The sequence below is a fragment of the Dictyobacter formicarum genome (assembly GCF_016587435.1).
In genome coordinates this window covers 63840-87572 of the sequence record NZ_BNJJ01000001.1, presented here as the reverse complement: position 1 = coordinate 87572, position 23733 = coordinate 63840, and the positions used below count along the sequence as shown (strand labels likewise).

The 23733-nt window shown below is 50.1% G+C and carries 16 protein-coding genes and 1 tRNA gene; 8 read left to right on the top strand and 9 right to left on the bottom strand.

Features of this window, described 5'->3' with window-relative positions; genetic code table 11:
• The first annotated feature begins 87 nt into the window (after positions 1-87).
• Positions 88-1002, top strand: coding sequence for a CPBP family intramembrane glutamic endopeptidase (locus tag JMI88_RS00395; protein ID WP_201359780.1), 915 nt, complete (start codon positions 88-90; stop codon positions 1000-1002).
• Between the two features lie 28 nt (positions 1003-1030).
• Here JMI88_RS00395 and JMI88_RS00390 read toward each other — a convergent pair whose 3' ends face one another.
• From JMI88_RS00390 to JMI88_RS00365, 6 genes are all read right to left on the bottom strand, one after another.
• Positions 1031-2269: a glycosyltransferase gene (locus tag JMI88_RS00390; RefSeq protein ID WP_201359779.1), complete on the bottom strand. Its 1239-nt coding sequence runs from the start codon at positions 2267-2269 to the stop codon at positions 1031-1033.
• 228 nt (positions 2270-2497) lie between these two features.
• Positions 2498-3739: a glycosyltransferase family 4 protein gene (locus tag JMI88_RS00385; protein WP_201359778.1), complete on the bottom strand. Its 1242-nt coding sequence runs from the start codon at positions 3737-3739 to the stop codon at positions 2498-2500.
• Between the two features lie 208 nt (positions 3740-3947).
• The gene (locus JMI88_RS00380; protein ID WP_201359777.1) at positions 3948-7247 is read right to left on the bottom strand and encodes a type 2 lanthipeptide synthetase LanM family protein; all 3300 of its coding nucleotides are present in this window, start codon (positions 7245-7247) and stop codon (positions 3948-3950) included.
• A 267-nt stretch (positions 7248-7514) separates the two neighbouring features.
• The gene (locus JMI88_RS00375) at positions 7515-7889 is read right to left on the bottom strand and encodes a mersacidin/lichenicidin family type 2 lantibiotic (protein ID WP_201359776.1); all 375 of its coding nucleotides are present in this window, start codon (positions 7887-7889) and stop codon (positions 7515-7517) included.
• A 240-nt stretch (positions 7890-8129) separates the two neighbouring features.
• Positions 8130-8519: a mersacidin/lichenicidin family type 2 lantibiotic gene (locus JMI88_RS00370; RefSeq protein WP_201359775.1), complete on the bottom strand. Its 390-nt coding sequence runs from the start codon at positions 8517-8519 to the stop codon at positions 8130-8132.
• A gap of 247 nt (positions 8520-8766) precedes the next feature.
• Entirely contained in the window at positions 8767-9015 is a 249-nt protein-coding gene (locus tag JMI88_RS00365) for a hypothetical protein (protein ID WP_201359774.1), read from the bottom strand.
• 645 nt (positions 9016-9660) lie between these two features.
• Between JMI88_RS00365 and JMI88_RS00360 the strand changes: the two genes are divergently transcribed.
• Both JMI88_RS00360 and JMI88_RS00355 read left to right on the top strand, forming a co-directional pair.
• The gene (locus JMI88_RS00360) at positions 9661-10089 is read left to right on the top strand and encodes a hypothetical protein (protein ID WP_201359773.1); all 429 of its coding nucleotides are present in this window, start codon (positions 9661-9663) and stop codon (positions 10087-10089) included.
• A gap of 3 nt (positions 10090-10092) precedes the next feature.
• Positions 10093-12357 carry a peptidase domain-containing ABC transporter gene (locus tag JMI88_RS00355; RefSeq protein ID WP_201359772.1) on the top strand — a complete coding sequence of 755 codons (2265 nt, stop codon included), beginning with the start codon at positions 10093-10095 and terminating at the stop codon, positions 12355-12357.
• Between the two features lie 133 nt (positions 12358-12490).
• Here JMI88_RS00355 and pulA read toward each other — a convergent pair whose 3' ends face one another.
• Complete coding sequence (gene pulA, locus JMI88_RS00350) at positions 12491-14965, bottom strand: type I pullulanase (protein ID WP_201359771.1); 2475 nt, start codon at positions 14963-14965, stop codon at positions 12491-12493.
• A gap of 301 nt (positions 14966-15266) precedes the next feature.
• On the opposite strand from pulA, the gene JMI88_RS00345 reads away from it, so the two are divergent.
• Positions 15267-15338: transfer RNA gene (locus JMI88_RS00345), tRNA-Asn, on the top strand.
• Between the two features lie 58 nt (positions 15339-15396).
• On the opposite strand, the gene argE is transcribed toward JMI88_RS00345, so the two are convergent.
• Positions 15397-16623 (bottom strand): acetylornithine deacetylase, encoded by a 1227-nt coding sequence (argE, locus tag JMI88_RS00340; protein ID WP_201359770.1) that lies wholly within the window; start codon positions 16621-16623, stop codon positions 15397-15399.
• Positions 16624-16836: 213 nt separating this feature from the next.
• Between argE and JMI88_RS00335 the strand changes: the two genes are divergently transcribed.
• From JMI88_RS00335 to JMI88_RS00320, 4 genes are all read left to right on the top strand, one after another.
• Positions 16837-17805, top strand: a complete 969-nt coding sequence (locus JMI88_RS00335) for a helix-turn-helix transcriptional regulator (RefSeq protein WP_201359769.1) — start codon at positions 16837-16839, stop codon at positions 17803-17805.
• Between the two features lie 123 nt (positions 17806-17928).
• On the top strand, positions 17929-18318 hold the full coding sequence (locus tag JMI88_RS00330; RefSeq protein WP_201359768.1) for a secondary thiamine-phosphate synthase enzyme YjbQ: 390 nt from the start codon (positions 17929-17931) through the stop codon (positions 18316-18318).
• 530 nt (positions 18319-18848) lie between these two features.
• Positions 18849-21140 (top strand): DUF6788 family protein, encoded by a 2292-nt coding sequence (locus JMI88_RS00325; RefSeq protein ID WP_201359767.1) that lies wholly within the window; start codon positions 18849-18851, stop codon positions 21138-21140.
• A complete protein-coding gene (locus JMI88_RS00320) occupies positions 21086-22750 on the top strand; it encodes a tetratricopeptide repeat protein (RefSeq protein WP_201359766.1) in 1665 nt (554 codons plus the stop codon). Before JMI88_RS00325 ends, JMI88_RS00320 begins: the two co-directional genes overlap by 55 nt.
• A gap of 143 nt (positions 22751-22893) precedes the next feature.
• On the opposite strand, the gene JMI88_RS00315 is transcribed toward JMI88_RS00320, so the two are convergent.
• Complete coding sequence (locus tag JMI88_RS00315) at positions 22894-23727, bottom strand: Stp1/IreP family PP2C-type Ser/Thr phosphatase (protein WP_201359765.1); 834 nt, start codon at positions 23725-23727, stop codon at positions 22894-22896.
• Positions 23728-23733: the final 6 nt, after the last annotated feature.

Here is a 23733-nt window from a genome sequence, read left to right as displayed (position 1 = left end):
TTTGAGTGGTTGGAGAATTTGCGATTTTAATCGTATGATACAATAGAGATATATGAATGTCGGGCCTGCACAAAAGGATTTGCAAATATGCTTCTACCCCAAGAAAGTAGCTCCTCAGTGGAGCTTAGTAATGCTGACCTGAGCAGGACCGATGGGGGGATATCCCCAAAAGTTGCCGCTCGTCGCGGTCTGCTTTTCTTTTTCATTCTGCTGTTCGTTTGTTCTATCTTCGCCGCCTGGTTCACCCTGGCCACTCAAAGCGTACTGAGTAGTTTCTTATTAATGTGGTCTCCTGGTTGTGCGGCCCTGTTGACGCGCTGGATCTTGCATGAAGGTTGGCGTGATATCTCTTTCCGGTTTGGTGGGCGCCGAACCTGGAGCGCGATTGTGATCGCTGTACTTACGCCACTTGTGGTCGCGCTGGTAGCCTATGGCCTGGCCTGGTCAACCGGGCTGGCACGACTGATTCCTTTTCGGCCATCTGAAAGCCTCGGGTTTGCTATCCGCTTGTTTGGTGCCCATGCTGCCTGGCCATTGACCCTTCTCCTGATCGGTTCCTTTTTCGTGGTCGAACTCTTCAACGCTACTGGCGAAGAGCTCGGCTGGCGCGGCTACATGTTGACGCGCCTGATCGACGCAGAAATACCGCAGCCGATCGTGATCAGTGGCGTGATCTGGTCCCTCTGGCACTGGCCGCTTATCTTTCTTACCGCACCCGTTATGGGATGGCCGGTTGTCTTCTCCGCCTGCATTTTCCTGGTCACCATCACCAGTCTCGGCTGTCTGGAAGCAAGGTTGCGCCTGCAAACCGGCAGCATCTGGCCCTCCATCGTTCTGCATGCCGCCTGGAATAGCTTTATCGTAGAGATCTTTAACTCGCTCAACCGCGACGGCGACACCTCCCATTGGACGGGCGAATCTGGCCTGCTGGTAGCGGCCCTGATGGTCGTGCTGGCGTGGCTCTCTCTCAAAGGTAACTGGAAGATGAGACAACTACAGTGAAAAGCCGGTATCTACACAAACAACGGGATCAGGTAGCAAGCAGTTGCTGATATAAGCGTAGCAGTTTTAGGCCCTCCTTCTCCCAGCAAAGATCCTGACGAGCGGCCTGCAGAGCGTTGGTCCGCATGCGGATCAGTTCCGCTTCATTGCTGAGCATAGTATTGATCGCTTTACCGACATCGGCCGGGTCCATTGAGCGCGCAACACAACCAACGTCATAAGTGGTCAGAATCTCGCGCACCGCCTCAAGGGGCGACGAGAGCACCGGCAGGCCAGCCTGAATATATTCAAACAGCTTGTTGGGCAGGCACATACGCATGTTGCGCGTATAATCCAGCGGAATGATAGTCAGGCCAATATCTGCCGAAGACGTCCATTCAAGCAGGATGTTGTAGGGAATGGCCGGAATGATTTTGATATGCGCGTCTACCTGCTGCAGCATGATGAGTTGCTTCAATTCTGCGCGCGTGGTTCCAACATTTTGTCCCATAATGACAATGACATGCTCGGGTTCCAGGTAGGCGGCGGCCCGTACCAGGCGTTCCAGGCCACGATCCGGTTGTATATTTCCTTGATAGAGAGCGATGCGTGTGCGTGGAGACAGGCCCAGGTGCTGGCGCAGGTTATCCGTCTTCTCGCTGGCGCGATAATGTGGCAGGTTGCGCAGCAGGATAATTTGTGGCACGCGATAGCGCCGCTGTAATTCCTGCACGATTGGAGGTGATACCGTGATCACGGCCGCGCAACGCGCTAACAAATAGCGCAAACAACTTTTCATGATGGCATAAAAGAAGCGGCGACTCCGTGACATGGCTACCAGCGGCACATCCTGTAGCGGTAACTCATATGCCTCGAAGATCAGCGGTTTGCGTCGCAGCCTGGCTGCTACATAGCAGGCGGGTAATGCCGTCAATTCACAGGCATGATAGATATCAGCTGACTGTTTAAGCAAAGCGATGGTGCCACGGATAAACACTGAGGAGGCTTTGAACCAGCCATGGCGTTCGAAGCGCGTTAGCTCAAACTGCTGACCAACACCAATATGTTTAACCTGATATGCAGGCGTCTCCAAGGGTTGTTGATGATCTGGTGCAGCCACATCCAATACCGTAACCTGGTAGCCTGCCGCAGCCAGGGTCGCCGCATTACGCTGTAAACGTACATCGGATTGAGCATTGCGCACCACATGCATACACACATGTAGCGAAGCCGGGAGCCGCAAATTTTCCCTATATTTGCTCTCGCTCGCAGGAAAAATCATATTCATCGGTCGGTTCCTTTCCATATCCACTATTCTCCGTGCCACCTATTTCTTGGCCAGTTGTATGCCCCATTTTGCAGGCAAGTAGAGCAAGAAGATGTACAGCCATGATGCTGGATCGTGCGAGCGACGTAAACGTATACGTATACGTTTACGTTAAATTGTGGAGCAATATAGGTGCTATCCCAATAGCGTCAGGCGCTGTTGACAACTGCATTATCAAGCCGGGTATGATCAGCGATGCAACGCTGCCTCAGGTAAGAGTTTTTGCAACTGTATGTTAAGCTTGTGCGTTAAATTCGTATAGTCAAAATGTGCCTTGACATAAGCGTGCCCCTTCCGGCCAAGCTGCTCGACCGCTTCAGGGTGGGTATAGAGATAATAGGCCGTCGCAGCCAGGGCCTCGGCATTCTCTGGTTCGCAGTAGATGGCTGCCCCGGCTTGTTGTTCGGCAAGCTGGCGTGCTTCGCCTTTGACTGCCAGTAACAATGGACGCCCACATGCCATGGCCTCGAACATTTTCATTGGCAGCATACCTTCAAAGATGGGTAGCTTGCGGGTATGGGCCAGGCAAACGTCACTGGCTGCCAGCAGGGTAGGCACCCACTCATGTGGCAAAGGATCGAGAAAGTGCACATTATACAGAGCTTTGTGCCGGGCCTCGGCCATGAGGGCTGATTTCTCTGCTCCATCCCCCACCAGCACAAAGCGAATAGCTGGATAGCCACGTAACCGCTCAGCCGCTGCCAGCACAGTATTGAGTCCATGGGTCAGACCGTGTGTGCCCGCGTACAGGATGACAAAGCCCTGTCCCCAGCCCAGCGCTCGACGAGCCGCGGACCTGGATGAAGGATAGAAGCGTTGCGTATCGACGCCATTGTGCAGCAGAAAAACCTTTTCGGGTGGTAGTCCCCGGCGTATGAGCGTATCACGCATACTGGCCGTTACTGCCCATACCAGTCTGGCCTGTCGATAGGTAAACCCTTCCAGCCAGCTGGCCAGCTTAATCAAGCATGGATTACGCACCGCTCCCAATTGAATGGCTGATTCAGGCCAGAGGTCTGCGACCCAGAAGATTAGTGGCACGTGCCAGCGCCAGCTTAGCAGGTGGGCGGCAATCACATTAAAGAGCGGAGGCGATTCAGCGATAATCAGGTCAGGTGCCCCAAGTATTTTGAGGCTCAGCAGGGCTGCCAGGCAACCAAAGGAGAGATAGGAACAGACGCGCTTAAAGAAGCCACTATTTGGACTGGTATAGCTCCATGTACGGATTACCCGCACCCCATCGATATATTCAGTCTGCACCAGGCGCCCACGATATTGCTGTGGCACGATACCGCTGGGATAGCTGGGTAGTGTGGTCAGGACCGTAATTTTGTGTCCATACTTGCTGAGGCGTTTAGCGGTCTCGCCAACGCACACCGCGGCCGCCGCCTTTTCCGGATAGTAATAACGGGAAATAAAGAGGATATGCATACCACCACCAACCTTCTACAACCATAACAATTCTCTCTGTTTCATCTCTTATAACGCATGAGGCAGTGAAAAACTGTCCATCAGTAGAGATAATGGCTATGCAGACGCGCGCATGCGCGCCTGAGCTAGTTTATGCTGCGGTGCAGAACGTGCCTTGAGCGCACATTTGCACCGCGGCATAAACTTTTTGCATATCGGAGGTTGTGTTTTAATTTTTGGCTGGTGGCGCCAGTAGGAGAACTGAGGGAATTTGTGTGGGCGCGGCCAGGCGCAACAGCGCATAACCAATACCGGCCAGGCCAGTCATCAGGCCTGGCGTTTCGATGCCCTGCGGTACACCTGTAATCCAGCCCTGTTCGCGTATACTTTGCAATAGCATTGCAGAGAGGCGTTGAATATCTGCTTGATATTTATCTGTTGCCAGCATTTGGTCTGCGGAAAGCAAGATATCCAGATTGCCTAGATCGCCGTGACAGAGAGAATGGTTAGCGCCAAAGCCCTGTTCCAGCGTCGTTTCCAGCGCGGCCGTTATGTCTGAATATATAGCATCCAGGGGATCAGCTTCCAGCGAGCCCAGACGGGCCAGCGCGATACCGGCTGCGCCATGACACCAGGCAACCATATAGGCGGCCTCTTCCTCATCTTGTGATGATGGCGTTTGTATCTGTGTTGTAGCTAGTCGCTGTTTGCGCAGGTTGCGCCAGTTTTTCCGTTCCGGCGAATAGTGCGCCGTTTCATATGCCACGGCCTCCCGAGCTGTAGCCAGGAAGCGCTGCTCACCGCTGATGGCATAGAGTTGAAAAAGACTCAGCGCAATGCCAGCATTGCCGTGGGCAAAACCGGTTAATGGCACCTGATTATCAGTTGGGCTCCAGCCTTTTCCTTCAGGGGTGGAACGCATGTGGGCCAGTAGATGCTCTCCACACTCAAGCGCTATCTGTAAAATGGTCTGAGTGGGCTTGACTTTATATAGACTCAGCAGTGTTAGCAGGCAACCAGCCACTCCACCGTTAACATCAAAAACTGTCTCCCGCGCAATTACAGGTGATAACTGTTGAATAAGTTGTTCCGCCTCTACATGCAACTGCTCATCCTGCCACAGCGTTCCCAATTGGGTCAGCAGGTAAATGAATGATCCCAGGCCTATAAAGGCTCCCAGCCCATAATCATCACCTTGAACAATATGCATATGAACTTTTATGCGCGTGGCTGTAAGCGCTTTGCGGGCCAGAGTCGTATATTGTTCGGCACCTGTCTGTTTTCCCAGATAGGCCAGGAACAGCGCAATGCCAGCCGAGCCATTGTATAAATCAGCATCTGTGAACACCACCTGCCACTCTTGCTCGCCCAACTGTGCCAATTCGAGCCACTCAACTATTTCATCGCTATGGAAGGCAGTGGCAATCAAACGATCACCGATCTCTCTTGCCAGTGCCAGACAATCCTCTGTAGTCGTGGCGCGACTGCTGGGATCAAAGCGGATAGAGCGCTGCACCTGCCGATCCTTGACTGGCGTGATACTGGCAAAGGCCGCATTGATCAACCATTCTTGTCGGGCCAGGTTCTGGTCATCAAAGGACTGCAGATGGCGGATGGCCGCATTCATACCTGTGTCTTCAAAGAAATCCGCAATGATCTCGCCCTGGCTACTGATAAGATCAAGGGAGTTCGGACGCGTCGTAAAGAGAGGAATATCTGCTCGCAGCAAGTCTAAACGTTCCTGTGGGATGACATGCGCCAGTTGTGCGTCTTGCTCAACGTTAATCCATAAACGATCAAAGAAACAATCACGATCCAGGGCGTCGCGTAGAACATCGGGATGAAAGCTATTATTAACCAGGATGCCATAGTAGCCGGTGGGCCGAATCAGGCAACGTATCTCATCATGGGCAAAACGCGGCAACACCTCGGTCAGCAGCTCCTGACGATGCTGCCTCAGGAGCTGATAGACGGTTCGGAAGCCAGCGCAGATAGTAGCACGAAACGTGTTTGTATCAATATCCTGCTCATCCAGGGTCGGACGATGATCTCCCAGCCTGACCGCAACATGTTCAAGGCGCATCTGCATAGTATCGGTGCCTATATCGGCCCAGCGCGCTACTGGCGTTGGTGTCATTTGCCCTGCGGCTCCTCCCAGTCCACTGACATCGATACCTTCTCCTTGCTCACTACTCCAGATACGCTGGGGTAGCAGACCAATGCGCAGCACCGAGTAATCCAGCGCTCGAATGGCAGGTGATTGCTTTTGTCGTTCAATTTCTTTGACCAGATAAGGATGGAACAGGGCCTCAAGATCAATCAGAACAGGATGTTCACCGGCGGCAATAATGTTTTCGGCATGAAAATCGGTAGCGGCCAGAGCATGTAATAAGGCCAGATATCCTCCCTGGCGCTCATAAAAACGTTGTACCTGTTCCAGTGAAGTGCAAGGCTGGGGCGCGATAAACTCGGTCCAACCATGGGCGGCCTTCTGAACGAATTTAGTTGTACGGAAGCCTGGTTGATAGCCATGTTGATTGAGCCAGGTCAGCAATTCCTGAAAGTGGGCATCGATAGCCAACGAGCGCGGCTTATAGACGAGGCGAAAGCCCGAACTCCACACCAGCACAACGACACTGCGGCCTCGGCGGTGCGTATCGCCCTGTCCCGCAAGAATCTCAGTCAGTGTTCCCGGATCGTGCTGGGGGCTAAAAGTCGCCAGGATTTCCGGCCAATCATCGCATAGACGCGTCAGCAATTCCAATCCATAGTCTACCCACATATCTATGCTTTCGACCAGCAGGCGAGCCAGAACCGTATATTCTTCAAGTAGCTGAAGCATGTTCTGTGGTTGATTGAGTTGTTGAATAAAATCTTGAAAACGCTTTTCCGCCGTCTCACCCTGCAAACGTCCCTGCAGGCGCGCAATATGTAGTTCTAACACCATTGTCTTCACCATTTTCGGTAGCAGACGATCTGGGATATGTGACAGCAGCAGCGGAATTACCTTATCTGGCTCAAAGGGCATGTGTGTATACATCTGGGATAATTCCCGGATGCCTGCTTGCAAACGCATCAGCCCGCTATTAATCAGAGGCTCAACCGTCTCCAAGAAGGCTACCGCATTGTTTGGTCTTTCCTGGGGCTTATAAATCTGTAAGGGAGCTTGCTCAGACATGTAAAGTTTAAATGTATCAATCAGGGTGTTCAACCAGGGCAACGAAATGGTTTCAGCCAATCGTTTCTGGAGCTGTTCTGGCGACTCGGCAAGTAAAAACAATAACTCTTGCTCTGTCAGGGCATCACTGGCCAGGCGCTGCTCAAAATAGGAAGCATTGGGAAAAGGCGGCTGCCTCTTCCAGCGGTGGAGGCGCTTGTGCGCGATTTCAAGCTGTGATTCCGACGCCGTGATCGATTCTTCTGATTCATGCCGGGGCAGCAAGTTCGCACGCTCAGTTAAACTCAAAGCGCGATACCACGCAGCTTTATGACTATCTTGTTGTTCATTGATCTGTAAACTTTGTTTCATTTTATTATATTCCCATCAAACATCCCCGAGGATAAAAGCCTCAAGTACAACACATAATGCAGTAATAGAGATAACTCCATGGATATAGATCCGAATCCTGACCGCTGGTTTGTAGTTGCTTAAAAAGCCTGGCTTGTCGCACCGTGAGTGGCATTGTAGCGCGACAAGCCGATCAAATTGTTGATCTGGCAATGTGAAATTGGCTGCACATTACTTTATAGCCTTGAGATTATAAAGTAATGTGCATAAACGTAGACCTGAGAATGACTAGCAGACGCTGCAGGTTGCATAGTAGCCTGTGCTGCAGCAGTCGCTGGCGCTATATCCGGCGTCATAGACATAGGAGAGGTGCCAGCTGCCACCCTGGTAACCGGAAGTGGCCGCGCAACCGGTGCACGGAGATGCGCTGGCGGTGCTGCCAGTTGTACAGCAGCTGGTGAGGTCAATATTGAGGCCGCTGCAGCAGCTGTTTGAGGCAGCCCCAGGGACACCAATGCTGTAGGCACCGCTGACGCTGGCCAGGTCATTGTCTGTTAACTCAAGGGCACCAACAGGATTCTCAGGAAGTTGAGCGAGCTCCTCGCTGGTGAGGGCTCCTCGATACTGGGCATCTTTCCATGCGCGTGCAATGTCTATATTCATGATATGTGACCTTCCGTTTGTTCAAAATCTTTGTTCGCGACTACCTTGCTGGACCCTTGCAAGTAGATGGGCCTTTACAAGGTAAAAAGGTGCAAACACATTGTTTTTGTTGGCAGAGTAGTATCATTTATGCTGGTTGCCCAGGAGAGGAATCTGATAATTCCTCTCCTGCCTTGCATCAACAATTTTTGCCTGGTACAAGTAACAAGGCAATGCGAATTAGTATGGGTTTGAGAATGACTAGCAGACGTTGCAGGTTGTATAGTAGCCTGTGCTGCAGCAGTCGCTGGCGCTATATCCGGCGTCATAGACATAGGAGAGGTGCCAGCTGCCACCCTGGTAACCGGTGGCTACCGGGCCACTTGTGCTTGACGGAGATGGGCTGGCAGCACTGCCAGTTCCAGTTGCGCAGCACCCGGTGAGGTTAATATTGAGGCCGAGTCCGCTGCAGCAGCTGTTTGAGGCAGCCCCAGGGACACCAATGCTGTAGGCACCGCTGACGCTGGCCAGATCATTGTCTGTTAACTCAAGGGCACCAACAGGATTCTCAGGAAGCTGAGCGAGCTCCTCGTTGGTGAGAGTTCCTCGATACTGGGCATCTTTCCAGGCGCGTGCAATGTCTATATTCATGATATGTAACCTTCCGTTTGTTCAAAATCTTTGTTCGCGACTACCTTGCTGGACCCTTGCAAGTAGATGGGCCTTTACAAGGTAAAAAGGTGCAAACACATTGTTTTTGTTGGCAGAATAGATCTTTCAGGTGTACCGACCAGGAGAGGAATCTGGTAATTCCTCTCCTGCCTTGTATCAACAATTTTTGCCTGATACAAGCAAACATGAAGTGAATGTCTACAGCTATTAGCTAAGGTGCTAATGACTAGTAGCAGCCCCCCTCGTAGAATCCGGGATAGCCGCCGCCGCAGCCGCCGTAGAATCCGGGATAGCCGCCGCCGCATCCCTCATCCCAACCGAAGAGGCCTAAGCCTAAGCCTAAGCCAAGGCCACCACCATAGCCATAGCCATAACCGCGTCTGAGGAGCCTCAAGCCACCGATGCCAAATGCTCCCTCAACCTGTTCCAGGTCGGAGTCTTTTAGTTCAATTATATTTGTGTTCTCAGTGTTCATGGTATGTATCCTTTCTCTTTGTTTCACACAAAGACTCAAATGTTTCTGGTACCGTACAAAATCTATAAGAGATACACGAAGGTATTAGCGATTTAATTACTATTCAATAGAAGAGTTTCAGCTGTCGCTAAATACTTCTTCTTGTATTTTTCTCTTTTCTTGTCCCTAACTCGGTACCTAAGTGCATTATAAAAATCTATAAAACAACCGTACGGTAAAAAAGAAGCATAAAATTGAAAGGAAGTTCATAATAACGCTGTAATTGAATATTATGTCTAGTTGCAATGAAAACACTTTTAATATTGCTGACTATGTGAGCATCGAAGATAAATTTGATAACTATTATTATGAACTTATGCTTCCCAGATACATTATATTTTATAAATTTAGGTAGAGATTTTACGATGAATAAAAATTATGCAAAAACGTTATACAAGCACATTTGTGTGAATTCTTATACTATATACAGTGACAAAATTATAGAGTATAGAATATTGGTGAACAGCAGATATGTCGACATCTTCGCAAATTTTCAGAGATGAAGCTATAAAGCATTATAAGAGGAGAAGGGATAAAGTAACACTGCCTCACTTTAGAGCTTTGCCAACAGCGCTTTTGATATGGATCTTATTCGGGTCAGCTTTAGTGGTAGGCTGCATTGCCTGGAATGATGAAATTCCTATCTATGCGACCGCACCAGGAATTGTGCTGGACCAGCATAGCCAGGGAGCTGCTGATCAACAGGGGGCTAAGGCTGCGCTCTTTTTTGCGGCCGGTCAGTTGCCACAGTTGCGGGTAGGCCAACAAGCATTGGTGCATATTGGTGCATCTAAAGAAGAGCTTATCAGTAAAGTGATCAAGATCGAGCCCACAGTAGTCAGCCCAAGTTTGATTCATCAGCGCTATGGATTTATGGCACAAATTGTGACGCAACCATCGATTGTGGTGTTGATACAACTTAACAATATGCCAACCGCCACCTTTGCTGGGACTGTTCTGGTGGCTAATGTAAGAACAGGGTCGCAACGAATTCTCTCGATGTTGCCGGGTCTGGGTAGTTTTGTGAAGGGGTAGGTTATGAATGCCAGCGAGCAAAAGACGCAGCTTCTACCGAAAGAAGGAGAAAAAAAAGGAGTTCCATATTTACAACGCTCGATTGTTAATCGAATATGGAAAAAGCGCGTTCCTGTTATACTACAAATGAGCGAAGTTGAGTGTGGACTGGCGTGCCTGGCAATGATCATGACTTACCATGGGCGCCAGACAACTATCTCTGAACTGCGTGCTAACTATGGAGCGGGTCGAGATGGTATCTCGGCCTTAAACCTGGTGAAAGCTGCCCGTAACATGGGTATGATTTCACGTGCCGTGGCCTTACAGAGGAACGATTTCAAAGACGTTGCCTTGCCAGCCATCATTCACTGGGAGTTTAACCACTTTCTGATCGTTGAAAATTGGACTCCCGACCAGGTGACGGTGGTGGATCCTGCGTCGGGACGCAGGCAGATGAATGCAGAGGAATTCAACGGGGGATTTACTGGTATCGTTTTGATGCTTGAGCCAGGAATGAATTTCCACCGCCGCAAAATTGCTTCCTCGCTTTCCCTGAGAATGTATGCAGTGCAGGCTGTTCGTCAGGCGCCGGGTGCGCTGCTTCAGGTGATTCTGGCCTCCATTATATTGCAGGGTATTGGTCTGCTTCCTCCCATCTTAACGCAAACGGTTATTGATAAGATTATCCCCTTCCATCTCACGAATGCCATGATTCTATTGGGTGCTGGCATGTTGATGATGCTCTTCTCGCAAGCGTTTATTTCTCTACTTAGAGAATGGCTACTCATTTATGTGCGAGCACGCATTGATACACATATGATGCTCAGCTTTTTTGAGCACCTGTTGCTGTTGCCCTATAGTTTCTTTCAGCAGCGTTCCAGTGGCGACTTATTGACGCGCATGGGCAGCAATACTATCATCCGTGACACACTCAGCGGCCAGGTGATCTCTACCTGCCTGGATGGGAGTATGGTGATCCTCTATCTGGCAATTTTGCTGGTTGCGGCGCCTACTTTTGGGCTGCTGGCCCTGGTAATTGGTTTATTGCAGATAGTCTTAATGTTAAGCGTGTACCGTACGATTGCCAGCCTGGCGGCTCAAGAATTGACGGCTCAGGGTAAATCACAGGGGTACATGGCTGAGGCCCTGGCTGGTATCGCGACCCTCAAGGCGGCAGGCGCCGAATATAGTGCCCATGATCGTTGGACTAATCTGTTTTTTGACCAGCTGAACATTTCGACGCGCAGAGGCTACATTTCAACTATCGCCAGTACGGCCATGATGCTTCTACGTGGATTTGCCCCTATGGCTCTACTCTGGGTAGGAGCGACCCAGGTACTCAATGGAACGCTCTCTATTGGTACCATGTTAGCCTTGAGTTCTCTGGCAACCTCCTTTCTCTCACCTCTATCATCGCTGGTGAGTAGTGGCCAACAGTTACAGATTGTGCAGGCGCACCTCGAACGTCTGGCCGACATCATGACGGCCGAGCCAGAGCAGCATGCCCAGACGGTAAAATCGCCGCCCAAACTGGCCGGTCATATTCGCCTGGAGAACGTGAGCTTCCGCTATTCTCCCGAGACGCCCCGCGTACTGCACAGCATTAACCTTACTATTGCCTCGGGCCAGAAAGTTGCTATTGTAGGACGTACTGGATCTGGCAAAAGCACGCTTGGCAAGCTTCTGCTGGGCCTGTACATTCCTGGTGAAGGGCAGATCTATTACGACGGCATACCATTGCAGGAACTGCAATATCAGGAAGTGAGAAGGCAATTTGGCGTGGTCTTGCAGGAGTCGGCCATCTTTAGCGGGACCATTATGGAGAATATTCTGTTCAACAATCCACACATGGATAAAGACTATGCGGTGCGTGCGGCTCAGATGGCCGCTATCCATGATGACATCGTGCGCATGCCGCTGGGGTATGAGACGCCGGTGGCTGAAGGAGGCAGCGCGCTATCGGGCGGCCAACGCCAGCGTCTCTCGCTAGCACGCGCCATCGCCCATCATCCTGCTATCCTGCTATTAGACGAAGCCACCAGTAACCTGGACGTGGTTACGGAACAACTGGTTGCTCAGAATCTGGAATCTCTACCTTGCACCCAAATTATTATCGCGCACCGTCTGAGCACTATTCGCAATGCCGATCTGATTCTGGTCATGGATCAAGGTACGATTGTAGAGAGTGGCACACACCAGGATCTATTATTGAAGAATGGCTTTTATACCAATCTGATTAAACAGCAGATGGAAAAGAAATCGCCGCGTCCGCTTCTCCGTAAATTCTGATGCTATCATTCTTTTGCGGACGTGCGCATGCGCGCCCGAGCTGTTTTTGTGGAGCATTGCAGAAAATGTGTGAAACACATTTTCTGCAATGCTCCACAAAAACGTTCTGTCCTGGCAATAGTGTCCTTTTATATTATGCATTTTGATACAGAATCAGGCAGGAGATGCCTGGAACTTCCAGTGTGCCAGTTACCTGTTGTAGACCCTGTTCGCTGATTTGATCTACCGAGACGACCAGAGTCCAGTTGCCATCTGGCAGTGCGAATGAGGTGGAGGCACTATTGGGATTATAAAAGACCAGAATCTGTTGCCAGCTATCCTGATTGGCATGCGGACCCAGCTTGAACACAACCGTATTTGCTGGACCATCGAGAAAGGTCAGATGGGCATCGATGTCCTCCGCCGTGGTCATACGGAAGGCGGGGTGATTCTTGCGCAGCTTGATCAGCCCGGCATAGTATTCAAACACATCTTTATACTTAGCTTTATGCGACCAATCGAACTGATTGACGGCATCGCCCGCATTGTAGCTATTATCATTGCCACCTTTTGAGCGCAGGAACTCATCGCCCCCCTGGAAAAATGGTACGCCTTGAGAAGTCATCAGGATAGCCAGCACCAGCTTATCCATCAGTATGTGATCGGCCTCACTGGCCTGCGCGCTACTGGCCATAATCTTATCCCACAGCGTCAGATTATCATGACTGGAAGCGTAGTTAATGGTCTCAGCTGGTGTGGCCGTAAAATCATGGATGCTTCCGGTGACCGCACTGCTAATTTCTGCTATCTGCCCGTTATCGCCTGTCGCAAATCCCTTCATGTCATGCGCGAAGACATTGCCGATCAAGGCATTGCGGATATGATCATTAAAGACCCCTATGCCTCTGTCGCGCTGTTGTCCTTTAGTAAACAGCTGGTTGACTGGTAGGGCTGAAGAACCACCAATCCAGGGCTCACCATAGATCAAGAGCCCGGGATGCATCGCGTGTAGATCCTGTTCAATTTTGAACATCGTATCCACACCCAGCAAAGCCATCAGATCAAAGCGGAAACCATCAACATGATATTCCCGCACCCAATAGATGAGTGAGTCGCGGATAAATTTTTGCACCATCGGACGCTCACTGGCGATCTCATTGCCACAACCCGAACCGGTCGTGTAATGACCTTTGTTATCCGTACGATAGTAATATTGGGGCACAATCTTATCGAAATCTGAGTCACCAACCGAAAAAGTATGGTTGTAAACTACATCCATAATGACACCAATCCCCACCTGGTGCAGGCTCTGGATCATCTGCTTAAACTCATTGATGCGGTTTGGACCATGCGGGGTGGTGGCGTAGGCTCCTTCTGGCACATTGTAGTTGCGAGGATCATAGCCCCAGTTATATTGATCGGGCTTACGCTCATCAACGCTGGCAAATTCAAAGGCTGGTAGCACCTGCACATGGGAAATGCCAAGTTCTTTCAGGCTCTCAACGCCGGTTGACATCTGGTCGGGACTACTGGTGTTGTGCTCGGTAAAGGCCAGAAACTTACCTTTATGCTTCATGCCAGAGTTAAGATTGATCGAGAAGTCTCGCACATGGAGCTCGTAAATGACGGCATCGACTGGATTGGTCAGCTCGACCTGGTGGTCTGTTTCCCAACTGACGGGATTGGTCTGTGACAGATTGACAATCAGCGCGCGGGTCGCATTGACCGCCAATGCACGCGCATATGGGTCCAGCGCCGTTTGTGTTTTTCCCTGCACAGTTACCAGGTAGAGGTAATACCAGTTTTCTAGCGCTTGCTCTACGCTGACATACCAGGTTCCTTTTTCTGCTTGTTGCATTGCCAGCTGACGACTGATACCGCCCGTTTCACTCTCGAAAAGGAGCAACTGCACATCCGCAGCGGTAGGTGCCCAGAGGCGAAATGAAGTGGATTGGGGCGTTAGCGTATAACCCAGGTCATCTCCCTGATAGACAAAGCGCTCATTATCCAGAATTGAGCGAGCTACAATGGACGTTTCCGCATAGCCGCTCAATTGGAGCTCCAACGTATGTGTAACATCCGGAACGGCGTCCAGGGTAATGGCAATCAAATCAGTGGTGGTATCGGCCGCATTTGGCAGGATGGCATTGGGATTATTGATGGTATCGTATACTTCTGCCTGCTGCATAATCGGATTATATGGCACGTATGAAAACGTGATCGGCGTATTGTCAGCCGGAACGGTCAACGTGATATTTTCATGCGGTATTACATCGCTCCAACCATTGTTAAAAGCGATTTTATAATGATAGGTGCCAGCTGGCAAGGAGGCCGTATATTGATAGAGATTGGGATGTATTTCTTGCAAACGCGTATGATCGTCATCTGTATTCCAATCATTGGGCGCGCCCAGTAGGTGCTGTAGATCACCTACGATAATAGCGTGGTAGGTGTGAGCATTTTTAATGGCCGTTACACCAATGCGTTGTCCTGTGGTGACATCAGTGACTGTCACATCCTGGGGAGCATATGGTAGCGTAACGCCAACTGACAGTGCTGCCAGCACAGTAGTATCGCTATCTAAAAAGGCATTGTTTATTGATATCAGGGGTTCATCTGAGCTCTTCAATGTAATTCTCTCTTTTCCTGTGTTTAGACAAGTAGCCTGTTCAGGTTTGATTATACCTCTACTTTTGTATAGCTCATAATTGTTTGCAGCAAAGTACAGATGAGCATTTGCTATACGCTTAGCTTCTGTTAAGGGAACGGTCAATACCCCCTTTTTTATCTCTTCTATTAATGAGTATACTCAGCTGTCAAAAATACAGATAGATCTCTTCCATTGAAAAGGTGAGGATTTAAGCGTGGTGAGGTATTGACAAATTGCTGGGGGGTGGTTTATTATTATCTACATTCAAAGAGCGCTATATTCCTCGATAGCTCAATGGTAGAGCAATCGGCTGTTAACCGATGGGTTATAGGTTCGAATCCTATTCGAGGAGCCTGATCAAGAAAGGACCACTATTGCAGTGGTCCTTTCTTTTTGTCGGTTTATGATGACTAACGCGCACCCTCATCTTGAATGCACCAGGCTGTAATGATCTGCTCCACCTTTTCCTGTCCACTCAAAAAATGCTCAACCGGGATGCTCTCGTTGGGCTGATGCGCCTGATCTAGTGCGCCCGGTCCACAGACATAAGAGTTGATACCGATATGCTGGAATTGGCCTGCATCGGTGCCATAGGGAGCGCCATGTTCAACAGGTTTGTTAAAAACGCGACTAAGCAATGAACTGAGTGGGCTTTGCTGGGGAGATTTCATCGGTGGTGTGGCGTGTAGATTCTCAATGGATACATCGCAATCGGGCGAGAAGGCGCGCATCTTACTGGCAACTTCACGCTCAATACGCTCTTTCATGGTGCCGATAATCTCCTCCGATGTATCGCCGGGTGAGACACGCAGGCTCATTTTCAAGCGACAGGTATCTGCGATCATATTCCCGGCCAGTCCACCGTTAATGATGCCACAGTTGAAGGCCGAAGGAGGACACTCGGGAAAGAGCTGGGTATTTTCTGGTGTGATGCGCTGCTCAAGCTCGGCGTCGATTTCAGAGATGATACGGATCACGTCACCCATCTTTTCAATGGCATTCAAGCCCTTTTTCGGCACACTACTATGGCCGCCCATGCCGCGCACAACCAGATCAAAGGTGGCATAGCCTTTATGGGCCGAATAGATTTCAAAGTTAGTGGGCTCTCCAATCAGTGCCATCTCTGGCATTGGAATTGTTTCCTTAAAAAACTGCGGCAAAATTTTGACCAGTCGGCCTGATCCCTGGCCCGCAACTTCTTCATCATACGTAAAGACAAACAATAATGGACGTTTAAAGTCTTGTTGCTGCTGAACGACCTGTTTGGCTGCCACTAACGCCTGCGCGATAAAGATTTTCATATCGGCCGTTCCACGTCCATAGATGCGCTGACCATCCGTTTGCATTACCAATGGATCTGTCTTCCAGCCCGGCTGACCATCAAATGGGACAACATCAATATGGCCCGAGATCATTAATCCACCGGGCTGGCTGGGACCAAACCACGCCAGGATTGACGCCTTTTTAACCCCATCAATGTCATCTATAATAACTTTAACTGTAAAGCCAATCTCTTTTAAATAGTTTTCCAGATACTTGACGGCTTCCAGGTTACTATGTGCGCTGACGGTGTCAAAATTGATCAGTTGACGAGAAACTTCCCACAACTCGCTGCTTTGAATGTCATTAGTACTCACGTATGTCTTCCGTCCTTTTAACAATGTGTGGATCACGTCCTTTGTAATAGTAACATATGGTTATATGTATAGATTACCTTTTTCAAAATAATGTTATCAGCGTTTAAGGGCGACGATTTTCAGATGTACTCATTCATGACATATATTGTCATATTGGTGTGTTACATTTGTGAGTGAAATAAATAACCTGATCCCTGCTAGAGGAGGACACGTATGCGTGCAGACCGTTTGCTTTCGATTATGTTGCTCTTGCAGGTGCATCGGCGCTTGACGGCTCGTGAACTGGCGCAACGCCTGGAGGTCTCTGAGCGTACGATTCATCGTGATATGGAATCTTTAAGCTGCGCGGGCATACCGGTACAGGCCGAACGTGGTACCGGTGGAGGTTGGAGCTTAATGGAAGAGTATCGTACCAATCTGACCGGTTTGAACGAGTATGAGATACAGACCCTTTTTCTGTCCAGGCCCTCACATGTATTGAGCGATCTGGGTCTGCATAAGGCATCCGAGGGCGCCTTAATCAAATTGCTGGCCGCTCTACCAGCGGTCCGTCGGCAGGACGCCGAGTATGTGAGCCAGCGCATTCATATCGATACATCCAACTGGCATAGTCGCGAAGAGCCCATTCCCGCTCTACCTACCTTACAGCAGGCCATCTGGCAAGAACATAAAATATGCTTTACCTATTTGCGTGGCGAGACGCTGGTGGAGCGTATCGCCGATCCACTGGGATTGGTAGCCAAAGGCAGCACATGGTATCTGGTGGCAGTGGTGGAGGGGCAGAGTCGCAGCTACCGGGTTTCACGTATTCAGAGTGTACGGATTATGGAGGAGGCGTACGTCCGCCCGCCCGATTTTGATCTGGCCACTTTTTGGACACAGTCGTCCCGGGATTTTACCTCGACCCTGCGCTGGTACCAGGCTACCGTGCGTGCCGCGCCCGAAGTTGTGCCGCGTATTTATGGATCGAGCAGATTATTTCGTATGGAGCAGACCGATGTCGTCGACCAGGATGGCTGGCTGACCTTTCATCTGGGTTTTGATACACCATATGAAGCATGTGCCTACATATTAAGTTTTGGTGATCAAGTGGAAGTGCTGGAGCCAGCAGAATTGCGAGCAGAAATTATTCAACAAGCCGCCCGTGTCCTGGAGTATTATACAAAGAAAAGCTTTGCTTGATAGTGCTATAGACAGCAGATGGAAATGTTGTCTGGATACGGCTACGCTATGGTGCGACATGCTAAAATTTAATCGAACACAATTGGACGTTTTATAGCGAAGGAGGCCAGTATCGATACTCAAATGAAGACTCTGCATATTCGCACACAGAAAAAAGATGAGATCGTTGATATTACCGAAACAGTAGAAGAGTATATCCAGCGTTCCAAGAATGAAAGTGGCATCTGTACACTTTTTGTGGCCCACACTACCTGTGCCATCACGACAGCTGATCTCGATCCTGGTACCGACCTGGACTTCCTGGATGCTCTGAGAGTCATGCTACCGGATCTCAATTATCGTCACCCCCATGATCCTGAACATACGCCAGATCACATCTTGTCTTCGCTGATTGGACCCTCGCTTGTGATACCTTATACGAACCGCCGCCTGCTCCTGGGCATCTGGCAGCGTATCGTGCTGGTAGAACTGGACGGTCCTCGCCAGCGAACCGTACAAATATCCAGCTTCTAACCACAACCGCAAGCAAAAAATACAGGGGCCTCATGGCCCCTTTGTCATTGTTATAACTTTCTCTACACATTACCCTATCTAAACGTACTACACATATAACATTTCCCCATTAAAAAAAGAATAATTATGTATTGGAAAGCCCTGTGTGACCAGGCACAATAGTTCCTATTTTTTGTGTTTTGTTATAAGATAGTAGTAAAATTGTTTTATCAGATACAAAGATCGCTATCGTATTTCATGTGATAAGCAAGCGTGCATTTAAGCAATTACTCACAGGCTCTACAGAAATATTGATGATTTTAAAAAAGTGTGATATTTTCTGAAGTTAAAGCGCATATATGTTGACCAGGTTATAGCTATTTGCCAGAATGTTTTTTCTCCATTAAAAGTAGAAATCGCGTGATAGTAACAAAGCATGTGTCACAATAGAAAAATAGCCTGGACCTATACCAGAGTACGCATCATTCTGCTGTCTATACATGGCGTGGGCAAGCACAATAAGCATAGACCCATAACGAGGAGCGTGTGGCATGACACAGCATAACAGGATCACCTATCATCAGCAAGTGACTTATTGTGGAAAGCTGCGTTGCCGTAGGTGCCGGGAAGGGATTGGTCATGGTCCGTACTGGTATGCTTATAAGACAGTGAATGGGCAGACCACGCGGACCTATATTGGCAAGCATCTTCCTCCAGAGGTACAGCAGGGTTTGGATACACCATCATCAACTACAGGAGGTCGTGCTGTGGTTTTGAATTTTTCTCCACTCTCCTCGAGTGCGCTCGGGCAAGAATCAGCCGCTGATGAAGAGAATGTCGTGCTGCGAATTTCTACACTGGGTCAATTTCGCCTCGAAGAACGGGTTCCGCCAACGCGTAGTAAGCAGAAGGGCCGTAGCTGGCGTGTAGTTGACGACGCTGCCTGGCAACAACGTTCAGTGCGCGCTTTACTCTCCTATCTTCTTTGTTGTCCGGGACGACGTTCTACACGCTCTCAGGCCATGGTGGCACTGTGGCCAAACGATGACCTTGCGACAGCCAGCAGTACACTCAACAAAACTCTTAATGCGCTAAGAAAGATTCTGGGTCATCCATCAATCAAACAAGGTCAGGAGCAGCCTGGAGCTTCTGGCGAGCGTTTTTTGACGGATGGAGATTGGTTTGCACTGGCGGGCCAGGAACGTGTCTGGATTGATGTCGATGAATTTGAACGGCTGGCCGAACAGATCGATCAGAGCGGAAATCATTTGCCGCAATATGAGAAAGTACTCCAGGACACGATTGCGCTCTATAAAGGCGATTTTCTGCTTGAAGAACGCACCTCCGAATGGGCAGTCAGTCGTCGCCAGCTATTGCGGCAAAAATGGATCGACCTCCTACTAAAGCTATCAAGTTTCTATGCGGGTCGCAATGATTATGCTAAAGCTATCAATGTACTGAATAATTTGCTGCTTAAAGAACCGGCTAATGAACTGGCGATCCAGCAATTGCTCGTTGCCTTGATGAAATTGAAACGCCGTGGCGAGGCCATACAGGCCTATCAACACTTTGAAAAGATCTTGCATCGTGACTACAAGGCCGTGCCTGCTGCTGAAACGCGTGCCCTCCACGCGGCCATTCGCTCTGGTGAAGAGTTAGTTGATACAGCCTTCCTATCCAATCCATCAACCATGCAACGCTCAGAAAAGGTGGTCTCAACCCGCAAGAAAACAGGTCGCCACATGGCCACCACAGGCTTATCACATGCGCGCCATATGCTTCCAGCGCCACCGTCTAGCGAGCCGATCGGGCGTGCTCATCAAGGGGATGTAATTGGTCGCGATAACGAACTGCTCGCTATGCGCATGCTCCTACGCAGTGTAGAGCAAAACGCTCGTTTACAACTGGTGGGAGCACGCCGAGTTGGCGGCATTCCATTAGATACGCAGCGTCAGCCACAATTCCTTTTATTGAAGGGTGACCTCGGTATTGGCAAGACGCGTCTTGCCGAAGAGTTAGGGCGCGAGGCGCAAAGCAACGGCTGGAACGTCATATGGAACCGTATCTACAAGATAGAAAGCGTGATCCCCTATCGTGTCTGGATCGAGGCATTACGCAACATCTTGATCAAGAGTCCCGGTGTTGTTTCCTCGCTCAGCATGGAAACCTTGCGCGCCCTATCTACTTTAAGTGGACTCCTTGATGTCCTTCCGGCAGATATCGCCATCAATAATTCCTCCCTGGCGCTCCTTCCCGAGCAAGCCAAATATGCACTGTATAACGCGGTCAGCGAACTACTCAAACAGACGAGCGAGAATAGTCCCATGTTGATTGTGCTGGACGATATCCAGTGGGCCGATGTAAGTAGCTACGAGCTGCTTGGTCACCTGGCCCGTCAACTTACCGGCTATCCAATCGCCTTTTTTGCCACTTGCCGTGAATCTGAAGTTCCGAAAGAAGCTTCCCATCCATTGCGCAAAATGATCCTGGAGATGCAACGCGAGCATACTATTCTGCCGATGGATATCAAGCCGCTCTCCCCGGAGCAAATCAAACTGCTGGTCACCAACCTGTCTCCTCTTCCGGAGGAAGTAGTGAACCGCATTCAGACCCATGCGGATGGCAACCCCTTCTTCGCCGAGCAGTTGGCCTGTTCCGATGCCACAAATCTGCCGGTGACGATTACCGAGGCGCTGGGTGCGCGTATAAAATTGCTCAAGCCCGAGTGCCGGGAATTATTACAGCATGCCGCCGTCCTGGGGGATCATTTGAACTTCCCATTATTTGTATGCTCGAAACAGGTTCAGATACAGATGATAATGATACCATTCTGCCCTTATTAGATGAGGCATGGAAATTTGGTGTCATTACCGATGAAGGAAGTGGAACGCGCATTACCTATCACTTCTGGCATCCTTTGCTGGTAACGTACCTTTATGATGATCTCTCTTCAATGCGTCGGGCGAAGCTGCATAAGCAGGCGGCTGAGAGCATTATCAGACTGAACAAAGGACGCGAAGAGAACGTTGCCGCGACTGTAACCATGCATCTGGAGAAAGCCGGTGCCGATGCCGCCAGAATCGTTTATTATGCAGAGCTGGCCGGTAATAATGCCTATATTGTATCGGCCTATGCTGATGCTGCTACCCACTATCAGACAGCCGTGCACTATTTGAAGAAGATTCAGTCCAGGGACACGCTGCCGCAGCTTATTTCGTTACTTGAACGGCTGGCTGAATGTACGATGAATGGCGGTGGCGACTCCGAGAAAGCCTGTAACATTTTCTACGAAGCGCTTGAGCTGCGTCGCAGCCATATGACCACGCCGGACTCACAGTCTGAAGCGTCGCAGCAGGCGCTACTCTGGGACCAGATGAGCTGGACCTGGCGTTATCGGGGCGACCTGCAGCAAGCCTGGCATTGTTGGAACCAGGGTGAGCAATTACTGCGCGATGCCGATATTGCCGGCGGACCGGTCTGGGCGCGTCTGTACTATACCAGAAGCAATCTCTATCAACTGGAGGGTTTGTATGAGCAAGCCCTGCATAGTGCGCAAGAAGCCCTCTTATTACTGGATGTGGGCCAGCAGCAAAGTCCTGTCAGAGCGCCCTCAGAGCGTAAAATGTGCAAGACACTGATGCAGCGTATTATCGAAGGCTATCCTGATCTGCTGGGCCGCCTGCAGCGTCACATGGGCTCGATCGCAGTTGATATGGGACAGCTAAGCCAGGCGTTGGCCTATCAGAACAAGGCGCTGGCCTTCTTCGAGCAATCCGAAGAGTTGCGGCAAATTGCCCATGTCTCCTCAAATATGGGTTTTATTCATCTTAAAATGGCTCAATATTCACAGGCTCAGGCTGCGTTGCGACGTGCGCAATGGCTGGCTGAAAGTATTGGCGACCGGCCACTGTTATCGCTAGTCTCCAGCAATCTTGGTGAGCTGGATGCCGCGCTAGGCGATCTGACCGAGGCCGAAAAACAATATGAGGTTGCTTTAAAGTTGAGCATTGTGCTGGGTGACCGCGAATATACCAGCAAGTGGAACTCCAGCCTGGCCGGCATCTTACAGGCACGCGGCGAACTATCCGAAGCAGCCAGGTGTATTCGTCAAGCCTTCTCGGTGGCCCGCTCAATGCACAACTCCCCATCGATTGGTCAGGCGCTGGTCGCTCTGGCCAACATCCGTCTGGCGCAAGCCACTGCCGTCCAGGCAGATGAGAAAAAGCGTACCCTCTTATTGTGCCATGCCCAGAAAGATATCGAGCGCGCACTAGATCTGGAAGTTGAAGCCGAGACACGTATGAAGGGGCAACTGGCGTTAGCCCAGATTATATTGATGCGCGGCCGACAGCAGGAGGCCAGGCAGGCATTTAAACACATCATGGAAGAGGCACGGAGCACAGAACATCTGCAAATTATGGAGAAAGCCAGGCAATGGCTCGCACAAGTATAACGAGCGGTATGCGGCAAGGAGAGCATAGAGCATACCATCTGCTACTGAATTCAGGCCAAAATAACGCTTTTTTAGCGTGTAGCAGTAACAGCTCCAGTCAGATACATCGATATATGACGATATAATTGTGTGATCGATGATGGCTATCTTTGATAGACGCGAGCCACAATAGCTGTAATATTATCGACACCACCCTGAGCATTAGCGTATTCAACCAGCCGATAGACACTTTCCTGTGGACCAAATTGTTCTACAATGCTGGTTAGTTCCTGGTCATTGATCATGCCACACAGCCCGTCGCTGCAAAGAACCAGGGCATCACCCTCTTCAACCTGCTCCACGAAGACATCTACTTCAACATCTGGAAAAGGACCGAGGGAACGAGTAATAATATTGCGCATAGAGTGCATCTGCGCCTCTTCTTCAGACATCTGTCCCATACGAACCTGTTCCGCGACCCAGGAATGATCCAGCGAGATCTGTCGCACCTGCCCATGGCGGACCAGATAGGCCCGGCTATCGCCTACATTGGCGATATAGGCTATGTTACCGCGCAGGACCGCGACCACACAGGTTGTTCCCATGCCGCTATGCTGAGCATTTTCGGTTGCACGTTGATAAATAGTTGCATTGGCATAGCGAATAGCGCGGGTTAAGCTGGCAGGCACATCAGGATCAGCATCCTGGTAGTAGAGCGTGCAGACCGAATCAACCGCGATCTCGCTGGCTACCTCACCAGCTGCATGACCGCCCATGCCATCGGCCACAATAAATAATGCGCCCTTTTGTTCTAATAGCTGTTGATCTTTGGGGATAATATAGGCGACGCTGTCTTCGTTATGCTGACGCTTACGCCCTACATCGGTACGTTGTGCTACATTCAGGGCCAGGGGGCGTGTTTTTTGTCCACGTTTTTTCTGTGTGGCTACGGGTGCTGCAGATGATTTAAAAAAAAATTGTCGAATACGCGAGCTCATACTCTG